The following is a 12,486-nucleotide window of genomic DNA, read 5'->3' as shown; positions in this document are numbered from 1 at the left end:
ATAAAACACTATCAATAAGTTGGAGTCATTACCGCCTTTGCCGACCTGATACTCTCTCCCGCCATGCCCAGTAATACCGCACGCTGCGGAGGAGTTATTTACCCCATTGCCGATTCTCTGGCGCGTAGTTTCGACTCACGTCCTGATGATGAATCACGCAGTAAAATTGGTACCTTTCTGGTCACATGTATCGGTAACGTCAATGATGTAACTGCAGCACTGTTTATGACCGGTTATACCGGCAACCTGTTGGCGGTAAAACTGGCAGCAAATGCCGGAGTAACATTGACCTGGGGAAGCTGGTTTATGGCGGCGCTGCTGCCATGTGTGATTTCGTTGTTGATCGTCCCGCTTTTGGTTTACTGGCTGACGCGCCCGGAGATCAAACATACCCCAAATGCTCCTGATATCGCCCGTAAAGAATTGGCCCAAATGGGCAGGATGTCGCGTGGTGAGTGGCTGATGCTGGCAACGGTTGGTGTTTTGCTGGTGTTGTGGATTTTTGGCGATGTACTGAAAGTTGATGCCACTACCGCGTCGTTTGTTGGCCTGTCAATTTTATTGCTAAGTGGTGTTCTCAGTTGGGAAGATGTCAAAAGCGAGAAAGGCGCATGGGATACCTTAATCTGGTTCGCTGCGCTGTTGATGATGGCCAACCAATTGAAAAAACTCGGCTTCACCACCTGGTTTGGTAACCTTATAGGTGACACAATTGGCAGTGCAATGGGCGGTACCAGTTGGATAGTGATTTTGTTACTGCTTAATGCGGCATATTTCTATACCCATTATTTCTTCGCCAGTGGTAACGCACAGATTGCAGCATTGTATGCAGTGTTCCTCGGTGTCGGGCTACATCTTAATATTCCAGCAGCTCCCATGGCGCTGATGTTGGCATTTACCAGCAGCCTTTACTGCTCATTAACGCAATACACCCATGCCCGAGGCCCGATTCTGTTTGGTGCGGGATATGTCCCAACAGGTGTATGGTGGCGTACCGGGTTTGTTATCAGCTTATTTAACCAGGCAGTATTTATTACAGTCGGCCTGGCCTGGTGGAAAATGCTAGGTTTGTATTAAGTTTATTTTTGTCAAATTAAACCGTTTTTTCTATCCGTGGAGAAAACGGTTTTACGCCGTATTTAATACCAGGATAAATAGATTCACCAATAAAATGGATTATGAGGGAACAATAAAATGAAAATGTTTCTCTTGATTATCAATATTCTTTTGATATTCCCTGCCCTCGCACAATCACCATCACTGACAGCCGAACAAACGGTCAGGCAAATTTACCAAGACTATACTGGTGGAACCAGCGTGCCTTATTTCGGTGATGGCGGAGAGAAAGCCATAACGTCAGTGCGAATGCAAAAGGCGCTGACTCTGAATGATAATCTCACGCTACCAGGCAATATTGGCTGGCTGGATTACGATCCGGTTTGTGATTGTCAGGACTACGGTGATCTGGTGTTAGAAAACGTTGCAATCACCCAGACGGATGCCGATCACGCGGCTGCCATCGTGCGTTTCCGCCTCTATAAAGAAGATAAAGAAAAAATAACGCAAACACTGAAAATGGTGGCTGAAAATGGTCGCTGGGTCATTGATGATGTTGTCAGTAGCCATGGCAGCGTCTGGCAAGCGGTTAATGGCGAGAATGAAAAAATACTGACAGTGCTGGCGTCGCTGCAAAAAGAACAACCTGAAGCTTTTGTTGATGAATTATTTGAACATATTGCCGATTATAGCTGGCCCTGGACATGGGTTGTTTCCGATACCTATCGTCAGGCAGTAAATGCCTTTTATAAGACGACCTTCAGGAATGGCAGTAATTCTGATGAAGATATGCAGACAGAGCGACAATTTATTTACGATAACCCGATCTGCTTTGGTGAGGAAACGCTATTTTCCCACATTGATGAAATTCGTACTCTGGAGAAAAATGCCGACGCTGCCCGTATTCATGTTCGTTTTTCGCTAACCAATGGAAATAGTGAAGAACAGGATTTGGTTTTACAGAAACATGAAGGAAAGTGGGAAATAATGGATTTTATTCGTCCAGGGAGTGGGAGTTTGCTCAAACAAATTGAAGCCAAAACCACGGATAGATTAAAGCAAGGGACTGAGTAAAATGCCAAAAACAACGTGCCCAATCTGCCTTATCCATTCCGTTGCTTTGCCGCATGGGGTTTGTCAGGTTTGTTTTAATCGATTAAAAGCCTGGCATTTTCACACCAGTGATTTCTGGAAGGAGAGCTGGGAAATACTTTCCAGCCCTTGTCTATCGGCTATTGATGTCGCCGTGATAATCGTTGACGCGGCAGGAGAATCATTACTGGAAACCCAGCGAGAAAAAGAATGGCATCTGCGGCGACTTCTTTTTATTGGCGACTGCATCGACCATCTTGATGATGCGGTATTCTTTCCTGTACCAAGAAGTGAGATCAATGCTTGTAAAAAAATGGCGATTGATTACTGGCATCACCAATCGTCACTCTCCATCACGTTAGACGATATATCTGGTCACATTTGTAGCTCCCTAAATATACGAAGTTTTTCGAAATGGGATGCCACCATGCTAATTGGTCTTTTGGCTTCAGGAGAGGATAATCTCGATTTTATGTGGTGGCAGTTTATCGAGAGTGCCGTCTGTTGTATAAGAAACAAATTCAGCGAAGAAGAATGGTTGAATTTATTCCACAAACATTTCCATATAGAGCTCCAACGATGGGCACAACAACCCGTTGAGCAATACGAACTCTATTTTCATGAGATAACAGAAGACGTTGCCTTCAATCATAATAAAAAATTATGACTCTCGTATTCATCGGAAAGATAACTCAGGGCAGAACTTAATGATTAAAACCGAGTTTGGTATTATTGATGAAATTGATACTAATAAAGACTATGGTCACTATGAGCCTGAGAAATACAACTGCGTCTATATTGATGATATTTATATTAATGATTGGTGGGAACAACTCAACGCGGTAAAAACTTTTTATCATAACTTAAGCCGTCCAGGTTATGCACTTGCTCGCCATGGAGTTACCATCATCCCACCGGGTTCATTAAAACAATTTCATCATATTGTGATATCAGACCCAAGATTCAAGCATGACCATTTACTTTTTTCTTTATCAGAAGTAATACAAAAAGCCATCATTGAAAATAAACATATGATACATTTTGGTATATGATGAGTTCTAACAAAAGGCACCATAAAAATGAAAATAATTCTATTATTGATTTCACTGATACTCTGCGTAGCCTGCAGCCCCAGTAGCAAAAAACTCACTCATGTAGAAAAAGACATTCAACAGGTGAATATAAAAGTGAATCAACTCCAAATGGATATTGATGTTTTACGTCAGGAAGTTCAGGCCGCCAAAGAAGCAGCAGAAAGGGTAAATACACGGTTGGACGAGGCAGGGGAATGGCCTAACGGATTTTTTGCGAATCCACCGCGTTATTAACCGATCGCTAAGCGTAAAAATATAATTAGGAACAATAAATATAAGGGAACAATAAATGAAAAAGATTTTCACCGCGGGAATAGTCATTCTGGCAACCAGTCTGTTAAATGGCTGTGTGAATGAGCCAAAAGTCAATCAACTGGCGGGCAATGTGCAAACTCTGAATGCAAAAATAGCCCGACTTGAGCAGGATATTAAAGCATTACGTCCGCAAATTTACGCCGCAAAATCCGAAGCCAACAGAGCCAATACGCGTCTTGACGCCCAGGACTTTTTTGATTGTCTGCGTTGTTTGCGTCTATATTCGGAATGATAAAAATAGCCCCGGCAGCACATTGCTGCCGGGGATTTGTGACTTAACGACCTGATGCCGCTTTAGGGCGTTTCTTCGCCCCTGTATTCACCAGACGAGGCTGCACTTTCTTTGCTCCTGCTGGCGTTTGCCGTTGAGTCGCCATCGGCGTATGTTTGGTCAACGCCGGACGGGTATTACGGTTCTGACGGCGAGCTTCGCGCATCTCTTCAATAGTTGGCGCTGGAACTAAACAATCACGACGGCTGCCTATCAAATGTTTCTTACCCATTGCTTCCAGCGCCTGGCGGATTAACGGCCAGTTTGCCGGATCGTGATAACGCAGCAACGCTTTATGCAGGCGACGCTGCTTATCGCCTTTCGGCACAAAAACGTCTTCGCTCTTATAACCAATCTTCGCCAGCGGGTTTTTACCGGTGTAATACATGGTGGTTGAGTTAGCCAGCGGCGACGGATAGAAGTTCTGTACCTGGTCGAGGCGGAAGCGATGCTTTTTCAGCCACAGCGCCAGGTTCACCATATCTTCATCGCGCGTACCGGGGTGCGCGGAGATGAAATACGGGATCAGATACTGCTCTTTACCTGCCTGTTTCGAGTAGGTGTCGAACAGCTCTTTAAAGCGGTCATAGCTGCCCATGCCCGGCTTCATCATCTTCGACAGCGGCCCTTCTTCGGTATGCTCCGGGGCAATCTTCAGATAACCACCAACGTGATGGGTCGCCAGCTCTTTGATATAGCGCGGATCTTCCACGGCGATGTCATAACGCACACCGGAGGCGATCAGGATCTTCTTGATACCTTTCAGATCGCGAGCACGGCGATAGAGATTGATCGTCGGTTCGTGGTTAGTGTCCATATGCGGACAAATATCCGGGTAGACGCAAGACAAACGACGGCAAGTCTGTTCAGCGCGCGGTGATTTGCAGCGCAACATATACATGTTCGCAGTCGGTCCGCCGAGATCGGAAATCACGCCCGTAAAACCTGGAACGGTGTCGCGGATCGCTTCAATTTCATTGATGATCGAATCTTCGGAGCGGCTCTGAATAATGCGCCCTTCATGCTCGGTAATAGAGCAGAAAGAACAGCCGCCAAAGCAGCCACGCATGATGTTGACCGAGAAACGAATCATTTCGTAAGCCGGAATACGGGCATTACCGTAAGCCGGATGCGGCACGCGCTTGTACGGCAGCGCAAAGACGCTGTCCATCTCTTCGGTAGAAAGAGGAATAGCAGGCGGGTTGATCCACACATAGCGGTCGCCATGTTTTTGCATCAATGCGCGGGCGCAGCCTGGATTAGTTTCGTGGTGCAGAATGCGCGAAGCATGAGCATACAGGACTTTATCGCCCTTCACTTTCTCGAAAGAAGGCAGCAATACGTAGGTTTTTTCCCACGGTTTCGGGCGCGGCGGCTGCACGGTTACGGCTTTCGCTTCCTGCTTTTTCGGCGCAACAGGTTTGTTATCCGCACATGGCAAATCCTCGCCATACGGATGCGGAATTGGGTCGATTTTTCCAGGTGTGTCAAGACGGGTGGAATCCACGCCACTCCAGCCAGGCAGCGCCTCTTTCACAATAATCGCGGTATTACGCACATCGCGAATTTCACTAATCGGTTCGCCCATCGCCAGACGATGCGCCACTTCCACCAGCGGACGCTCGCCATTGCCAAACATCAACATGTCGGCTTTAGAATCCACCAGCACTGAACGGCGCACGGTATCAGACCAGTAATCATAATGCGCGGTACGCCGCAGGCTGGCTTCGATACCGCCGAGGATCACCGGCACATCTTTCCACGCCTCTTTACAACGCTGGGTATAAACCAGTGTTGCACGATCCGGGCGCTTACCCGCGACGTTATTCGGCGTGTAGGCGTCATCATGGCGCAAACGGCGATCGGCTGTGTAACGGTTGATCATCGAGTCCATGTTGCCCGCAGTAACGCCGAAAAACAGATTCGGTTTCCCCAGACGCATAAAGTCGTCTTTGCTGCTCCAGTCCGGCTGAGCGATGATCCCGACGCGAAACCCCTGCGCTTCCAGCATACGACCACAAATCGCCATCCCGAAGCTTGGGTGATCAACATACGCATCGCCTGTTACCAAAATGATGTCGCAGCTATCCCAGCCAAGTTGATCCATCTCTTCACGTGACATCGGCAAAAACGGCGCCGGTCCAAAACAGGCGGCCCAGTACTGCGGCCAGGAGAACAGGTCGCGATCCGGTTGGATCAGGGAGATAGAGCTCATTTTGCTTCCAGAAATGGTAAAAAAATAATCAAAGGCCGGGGATTATACGCTGTATCGCGCGCTGAAATGAAGTGGTGTTGATGAAAGGTTACGAAACTATTTTTCACAGCCCTACCGCAGCAAACACATTTAAGGCTGGCGGTCTCCTGGCAACTGCCGCTACTATTTACCCCGCTCAGCACCGCTCGCCCTGAAAGAAGTCATGTTGCATGACGATCGGCTATCCGAGGACACCCACAGTAAGGCAAGGTATGGAACAGGTTATTACAAAACGCCGCTATTACGATATTGGTCTACAGATTGAAGAGTTGCTGTATTCAGGCGTATTCAAAGCCGGAGAGCGCTTACCTTCAGAACGTGAACTTAGCGAGCGGTTTAATACCAGTCGAACGACCATTCGTGAAGCCATCATTATGCTGGAACTCAAAGGCGTACTGAATGTGAAGCAAGGTTCAGGGATCTTTTTTGTTGATTCCACTGATAAGCTTAATCAGAAATCATTAATGCCCTATTCAGAAATCGGTCCATTTGAATTGTTGCAGGCGCGTCAGGTAATTGAGAGCAATATTACAGGCTTTGCGGCCCGTCAGATCAGTTTTAATGAGCTACAAGAGTTAAAGAAAATCATTAAGTTACAAGAGAAAGCTATTGCCGCAGAAAGTGATAAATTTGAAGAACTGGATCACCGTTTTCATAGCATTATTGCCGAAGCGACACAAAATCGGGTACTCATCAAACAAGCAGCCGAATTATGGCGGGCAGTGCGCACAGAAAATCCACGCTGGAAAAAGCTGAACTACAAATACCTGCACGAAAAGCATTTGCGTCTGCAATGGCTGGAGGATCACCGGGCTATTTTTCTTGCTTTGCAACAGAAAGATTCTGAACTCGCCAGAGAAGCGTCCTGGAAGCATCTGGAAAATAGCAAAAACGAACTGATCAAAATCTTCAAACAAGACACCTCAATCAGCGATTTTGATGACTTTTTCTTCGCACGTTGACCTTCATTAATCCAGAGCTGGCGTGAAAAATGGCGCCGGCTCTGCGTCCCGACCTCTATTGGTACACGCTCTATTACTAATTGGTCTAATAAATCGGACAGCTAATATTAGTATTGATTCCCCCCAATATGATCTCTTAAAAATTCCCAGATCGATTTATACATACAACCTACTGATATTAAATAAAATAGCTTATTTTCACTCTGTTTCGTACTTTGACCTTTATCTGCAAGCGTGATGCATATCTCTGTTTTTGGTCTAGTGAATTATGTAAATTGGTCCACACACAATAACCAACAGAGATAAGAACACAATGTCAGGGAACGAAAGCATCGCTGTCGCCCACTATGATCAGGTAACCACCTGGCCTCGGTACGGGTTGCAGGCAGATATTGTCCATATTGGTTTTGGCGCTTTTCATCGGGGACACCAGGCTGTCTATACGGATCTCACCAATCAGCTTTCGGACACCCGCTGGGGTATCTTTGAGATCAACCTGTTTGGCGATGCTCAACTGATCGAAAACTTAAATGCGCAAAATGGGCTGTTTTCGGTTGTGGAAACGTCTGCATCGCAATCTACCTCGCGCCTTGTGCGTTCGGTGGCTGGCGGTATTCATACGCCAGTGGACGGCATTGCCGCAGCGATCCAGAAATTGACTGAACCTCAGGTAAAAATCGTTTCATTAACCATCACCGAGAAAGGTTATTGTCTCGATTCGCAAACGCGCTCGCTTGATCTCACCAATGGATTAATCCAACACGATCTACAAAACCCGGATGCGCCTCAGTCGGCTATTGGCTTGATCGTCTGTGCTTTGCAACAACGTAAAGCGGCCGGACTCGCTGCTTTTAGCGTGCTCTCCTGCGATAACTTGCCAGACAACGGACATCTGACGCGAAATGCCGTTCTCGGTTTTGCCCGACAACTGGATCTGCCGTTGGCTCAGTGGATCGAAGAAAATGTCTCGTTTCCAGGCACGATGGTCGACCGCATTGTTCCGGCAATGACTGAATCGCAATTCGCCTTACTGGAAACGAAAACCGGTTATGCCGACCCCTGCGGAATCGTCTGCGAATCGTTTCGTCAGTGGGTGATCGAAGATAATTTTGTGCGCGGACGGCCGGAATGGGATAAAGCCGGCGCGATGTTGGTCAGTAATGTTCAGCCTTATGAAGAGATGAAGTTACGCATGTTAAATGGTAGCCATTCATTTCTGGCTTATAACGGCTCGCTGGCAGGTTATGAATTTATCTGGCAATGCATGGAAGACGCTGATTTTCGTTCCATTACCCGCCAGCTGATGATTAATGAACAAGCCCGAACACTTAATCCAGACTTAAATATCAACCCCCAGGAATACGCCGACCTGTTAATTGAACGCTTTAGCAACCGTAACGTTGCACACCGTACCGGACAAATAGCCATGGACGGTTCACAAAAGCTTCCCCAGCGAGCGCTGACTCCCTGGCTGAAATTGCATCAGCAAAAACAAAACAATGCTGTTCTGTCACTGCTCGTCGCTGGTTGGTTGCATTATGTCATTGAAGCCGTTGAGAAAAGCTAGTCTGTCGCTGATCCAGTGAGTGAACAATTTCAGGCGCTAATAAAGGAACAACAAGACGCATGGCAACAGGCGCTCGCATTACTGCACCTTAGCGCCATATTTGGTGAATTAAGCAATCATCAGCCATTTATAAATGAAATAAAAGTCGCCTTTGCGAATATAGAAAACAACGGCATCAAGGCTACCATTAACCAGTTATTATTGGACAAGCAAAAATGAAAACATTAATTTGTCAGCGGCCTGGCGTTATGGAATATGAGGAAAAGGATATTCCCGTGCCAGCAAATAACGAAGTGTTATTAAAAATTAAAGCCGTGGGTATTTGTGGTACTGATATTCACGCATTTGCCGGTAGACAGCCTTTTTTTAGCTACCCACGTGTATTAGGCCATGAAATATGCGCCGAAGCGGTTTCACGAGGTAGCCAGTGCCAAACAGCACAGTCAGGCCAGCGCTATTCCGTCATCCCATGCATACCATGTGGCGAGTGCGCAGCCTGTCGGGAAGAGAAAACGAACTGCTGCGAACATGTTTCGTTGTATGGCGTGCATCAGGATGGGGGTTTTTGTGAATACCTTGCGGTACGTGAAGACAACCTTGTGCCGCTCCCTGACGAGGTCAGCGATAGCGCCGGAGCATTGGTTGAATGTTTCGCTATTGGAGCACACGCCGTTCGCCGTGCTGAGATCAAGACTGAACAAAACGTACTGGTGATTGGCGCCGGACCAATCGGTCTGGCGACCGCAGCCATTGCCAGGGCTAAAGGGGCGCATGTTGTTGTTGCAGATATTGATAGCCAACGTCGCCAGCACGTTGTGGGTAATCTGGCTATTAATGCCTTCGATCCCACACAGGAAGATTTTATTCCCGCGCTTCGTGAGGCCTTTGGAGGCGAACTGGCTTGCGTACTACTGGATGCGACGGGAAATAAAGCTTCAATGAGTCAGGATGTAAATCTTATTCGTCATGGCGGCAAAATTGTTTTTATCGGTTTGTATATTGGTGAACTTGTTATTGACGATCCGACCTTCCATAAAAAAGAGACAACTTTACTCAGCAGTCGCAATGCCACACGGGAAGATTTTGTGTTGGTGATTGAACTGATGCGCAGCAATAAAATTCACGAGAATTTAATGAAAAACCAGCAGTTCAATTTCTTTCGTGTTGGCGAGGATTACCAGCGAAACGTGGTAGAAAATAAAAATATGGTCAAGGGTGTGATTACTTTTTAAGGGAACAAAAATGACAACTGTTTATGTCAGTGAAGAAAATTTAAAATCACTGGTGCACCACAAATTACATACCGCCGGTCTGGATGCCGACACCGCACAACAGGTGACAGATGTTTTAGTTCATGCCGATATTACTGGTGTGCATTCACATGGTGTTATGCGTGTCGAACATTATTGCACCCGTCTTGCTGCCGGAGGGTTAAACAAAACCGCACAGTTTAGTATTGAGCAAATTTCACCGTCAGTGGCAATTCTCGACTCTGACGACGGGATGGGGCATTCCGCATTAATTAACGCCACTGAGCACGCCATTAAACTGGCCCAGGAAGAAGGGCTCGGTTTTGTTAGCATTAAAAACACGTCTCACTGTGGCGCGTTATCTTATTTTGCAGAGATGATCACCAACAAAGGGTTGGTCGCTATTGTAATGACGCAAACCGATACCTGCGTGGCTCCTCATGGCGGCGCCGAGCGCTTTTTGGGAACTAACCCCATCGCCTTCGGTTTCCCGGTGGAAAACAGCCATCCGATGATTGTTGATATGGCGACCAGCGCCACGGCTTTCGGCAAAATACTGCATGCAAAAGAAACTGGCAAACATATTGCTGAAGGGCTGGCGATAGATAAAGACGGTTATGGCACCACTGATCCGCATAAGATTGAAAATCTGCTACCTTTCGGCCAACACAAAGGTTCGGGCATTGCGCTGGCTATAGATGCACTGACTGGCGTGCTGATGAATGCAAATTTTGGCAACCATATTGTTCGCATGTATGGTGATTATGACAAAATGCGTAAGCTGGCAAGTCTGGTTATTGCTATCGATCCGAAAAAGTTCGGCAATCCTGTTTTTGCAAAAACCATGGCGCAAATGGTCACGGAACTGCATGCCGTTAAGCCAGTTCCCGGTGTCGAAAAAGTATTAGCACCAAATGATCCACAAATACACTACAAAGAAAAATGCCAGAGAGAAGGAATTCCGGTTCCTGAAAGCATTTTCCATTATCTGGCAGAGAATTAATAACCACTTTTTACTATAACGATAGAAAAGCGCGGTATTTATCGTTTCTGTTATATTAACCAGGAGCAGGATATGAAAGCACTTCGTCCTCTAACGGCATCGCTTATGCTGTTAACCAGTTGTTTATTAATTTCCAATGCAACGCTGGCGAAAACAACATTAAAACTCAGTCATAATCAGGATAAAAGCCATGCTGTCCATAAAGCATTAAGTTATTTAGCTGATAAAACTAAAGAATATTCTAACGGTGAACTGGTTATTCGAATTTACCCAAATGCCACATTAGGTAACGAACGTGAATCACTGGAACTAATGAACTCCGGTGCATTACAGATGGTGAAAGTGAACGCCGCGTCACTGGAATCTTTTGCCCCGGATTACAGTCTTTTCAGTCTGCCATTCTTATTCCACGATCGCGATCACTATTATCGTGTTCTGCAAAGCGATTTAGGTAAAAAAATACTTAAGTCATCAGAAAGCAAAGGTTTTGTTGGTATTACGTATTATGACGGCGGTGCGAGAAGTTTTTACGCCAATAAACCGATTACCAAACCTGAAGATTTAGCAGGAATGAAAATCAGGGTTCAACAAAGTCCCAGCGCTATCGCAATGATGAAAGCACTTGGTGGTGTCGCTACCCCTATGGCGCAGGGTGAACTCTACACCGCACTTCAGCAAGGTGTGGTTGATGGCGGAGAAAACAGCACTGTCGTTTATTCCGACATGCGTCACGCCGAAGTCGCAAAAGTCTATTCACGAGATGAACATACTATGGTGCCAGATGTATTAATTATTAGCACCAGCGCGTTGAATAACCTTGGCGACAAAGAACGCACAGCATTATTAAAAGCTGCCGATGAATCAATGCAGCAAATGAAAGATGTCATCTGGCCTGCAGCAGAAAAAGAAGCCTATGAAAAAATAAAAGAGATGAATGCAACTGTTGTTGATGTTGATAAATCTGCGTTCAAAGCGCGAGTAAAACATTTATATGACGAGTTCAAGGCAAAAGATGCGCAGTCAGCCAAAAACCTTGAGCAAGTAGAAAATATGTAACCCTAATGGGCGGGTAATACCTGCCCTTTCAAGGAAGACTTATGCAAACATTCACACATATTATTAATAAGATTCTTGCCGGATGTTGCTGCATTATTCTCGCCATTATGGTGTTCTGTGTAACCTGGCAAGTGATTGCACGTTTTATTTTTAACGCTCCCAGCACTGTGCTTGACGAGTTTACTCAGATTTTATTTATGTGGATGATTTTACTTGGCGGCGTCTATACTGCCGGGTTAAAAAAACATCTGGCGATTGAGCTGTTAGCACAAAAACTTCCCGTAGCTTCTGCACGAGTTCTGGACTGCTTTATCCAGATTGTTATAACGGTCTTTGCGATTATTTTTATGATATATGGCGGTAACATTGTTGTCGAAAAAGCTCAACATGTTGGGTAATGACTCCAACTTATTGATAGTGTTTTATGTTCAGATAATGCCCGATGACTTTGTCATGCAGCTCCACCGATTTTGAGAACGACAGCGACTTCCGTCCCAGCCGTGCCAGGTGCTGCCTCAGATTCAGGTTATGCCGCTCAATTCGCTGCGTATATCGCTTGCTGATTA

Annotated in this window: 11 protein-coding genes and 3 pseudogenes; 12 read left to right on the top strand and 2 right to left on the bottom strand. The window is 46.1% G+C overall.

Going from position 1 to position 12,486, the window contains the following annotated elements; translation table 11 throughout:
• Positions 1 to 33 precede the first annotated feature (33 nt).
• The 6 genes and pseudogenes from EA14781_RS19220 to yqhH all read left to right on the top strand — a co-directional run.
• Positions 34 to 1,077: pseudogene (locus EA14781_RS19220) on the top strand (DASS family sodium-coupled anion symporter); the annotation flags it as partial.
• 117 nt (positions 1,078 to 1,194) lie between these two features.
• Positions 1,195 to 2,130, top strand: a complete 936-nt coding sequence (locus EA14781_RS19215) for a YqhG/Tai3 family protein (protein WP_000781560.1) — start codon at positions 1,195 to 1,197, stop codon at positions 2,128 to 2,130.
• A 1-nt stretch (position 2,131) separates the two neighbouring features.
• The gene (locus EA14781_RS19210) at positions 2,132 to 2,815 is read left to right on the top strand and encodes a hypothetical protein (RefSeq protein ID WP_001127100.1); all 684 of its coding nucleotides are present in this window, start codon (positions 2,132 to 2,134) and stop codon (positions 2,813 to 2,815) included.
• A 40-nt stretch (positions 2,816 to 2,855) separates the two neighbouring features.
• Positions 2,856 to 3,200: a hypothetical protein gene (locus tag EA14781_RS19205; RefSeq protein ID WP_000597945.1), complete on the top strand. Its 345-nt coding sequence runs from the start codon at positions 2,856 to 2,858 to the stop codon at positions 3,198 to 3,200.
• Positions 3,201 to 3,227: 27 nt separating this feature from the next.
• Positions 3,228 to 3,476, top strand: coding sequence for an LPP leucine zipper domain-containing protein (locus EA14781_RS19200; protein ID WP_000691654.1), 249 nt, complete (start codon positions 3,228 to 3,230; stop codon positions 3,474 to 3,476).
• Positions 3,477 to 3,531: 55 nt separating this feature from the next.
• On the top strand, positions 3,532 to 3,789 hold the full coding sequence (gene yqhH, locus EA14781_RS19195) for a lipoprotein YqhH (protein WP_000719314.1): 258 nt from the start codon (positions 3,532 to 3,534) through the stop codon (positions 3,787 to 3,789).
• Between the two features lie 43 nt (positions 3,790 to 3,832).
• Here the strand turns inward: yqhH and EA14781_RS19190 are convergent, their stop codons facing one another.
• The gene (locus EA14781_RS19190) at positions 3,833 to 6,043 is read right to left on the bottom strand and encodes a YgiQ family radical SAM protein (protein ID WP_000095215.1); all 2,211 of its coding nucleotides are present in this window, start codon (positions 6,041 to 6,043) and stop codon (positions 3,833 to 3,835) included.
• Positions 6,044 to 6,294: 251 nt separating this feature from the next.
• Between EA14781_RS19190 and EA14781_RS19185 the strand changes: the two genes are divergently transcribed.
• From EA14781_RS19185 to EA14781_RS19160, 6 genes and pseudogenes are all read left to right on the top strand, one after another.
• Entirely contained in the window at positions 6,295 to 7,044 is a 750-nt protein-coding gene (locus EA14781_RS19185) for a FadR/GntR family transcriptional regulator (protein WP_000438649.1), read from the top strand.
• A gap of 313 nt (positions 7,045 to 7,357) precedes the next feature.
• Positions 7,358 to 8,830, top strand: a pseudogene (locus EA14781_RS19180) (mannitol dehydrogenase family protein).
• Positions 8,827 to 9,843, top strand: a complete 1,017-nt coding sequence (locus EA14781_RS19175; RefSeq protein WP_000853935.1) for a zinc-binding alcohol dehydrogenase family protein — start codon at positions 8,827 to 8,829, stop codon at positions 9,841 to 9,843. Before EA14781_RS19180 ends, EA14781_RS19175 begins: the two are co-directional and overlap by 4 nt.
• Before the next feature lie 10 nt (positions 9,844 to 9,853).
• Positions 9,854 to 10,864: an Ldh family oxidoreductase gene (locus EA14781_RS19170; protein WP_000214535.1), complete on the top strand. Its 1,011-nt coding sequence runs from the start codon at positions 9,854 to 9,856 to the stop codon at positions 10,862 to 10,864.
• A gap of 72 nt (positions 10,865 to 10,936) precedes the next feature.
• Entirely contained in the window at positions 10,937 to 11,920 is a 984-nt protein-coding gene (locus EA14781_RS19165) for a TRAP transporter substrate-binding protein (RefSeq protein WP_000645950.1), read from the top strand.
• Between the two features lie 41 nt (positions 11,921 to 11,961).
• A pseudogene (locus EA14781_RS19160) lies at positions 11,962 to 12,312 on the top strand (TRAP transporter small permease); the annotation flags it as partial.
• A 16-nt stretch (positions 12,313 to 12,328) separates the two neighbouring features.
• Here the strand turns inward: EA14781_RS19160 and EA14781_RS19155 are convergent.
• A partial coding sequence (locus EA14781_RS19155) for an IS1 family transposase (RefSeq protein ID WP_021294006.1) occupies positions 12,329 to 12,486 on the bottom strand: 158 nt, incomplete at its 5' end.

It is taken from the genome of Escherichia albertii NBRC 107761 = DSM 17582, from assembly GCF_000759775.1.
Taxonomy (GTDB): Bacteria; Pseudomonadota; Gammaproteobacteria; order Enterobacterales; family Enterobacteriaceae; genus Escherichia; species Escherichia albertii.
The sequence above is the reverse complement of the archived record's forward strand: the minus strand, read 5'-3'. Positions and strand labels throughout refer to the sequence as shown.